Here is a 398-nt window from a genome sequence, read left to right on the forward strand (position 1 = left end):
GGCGACGACCGGGGCGATGTCCGGCATCGTGATGGTGGCGAGGGTGTCGAGCCCGTGGGCCGCCGCGCCGGTGGCGTCGCCGATGAGGATGATCCGCCCGCCGCGGGCGGCGACCTCGTGCATGTTCGACACGCTCTTCTCGAACACCGCGGCGTGGGGGGCGAGCACGAGCACCGGCACTCTCTAGTGGATCAGCGCGATCGGACCCTGCTTTCGCTCGCCCGCCGCATAGCGTTCGGCGTGGATGTAGCTGATCTCCTTCAGCTGCAGCGCGCCCTCCATCGCCATCAGGTAGCTCGTCCCTCGGCCGAGGTAGAGCACGTCTCGCCCCTTGGCGACCTCGCGGGCCAGCCCCTCGTACTCGTTCTCGCGGGCGATCGCGACGGCCATCAGGCCGG

At 70.4% G+C, this 398-nt stretch carries 1 pseudogene; it reads right to left on the reverse strand.

The features are described 5' to 3' along the window. Positions 1-398 (reverse strand): annotated as a pseudogene (locus tag MKK68_RS26250) (SIS domain-containing protein); the annotation flags it as partial.

It is taken from the genome of Methylobacterium sp. E-016, from assembly GCF_022829745.1.
Classification (GTDB): domain Bacteria; phylum Pseudomonadota; class Alphaproteobacteria; order Rhizobiales; family Beijerinckiaceae; genus Methylobacterium.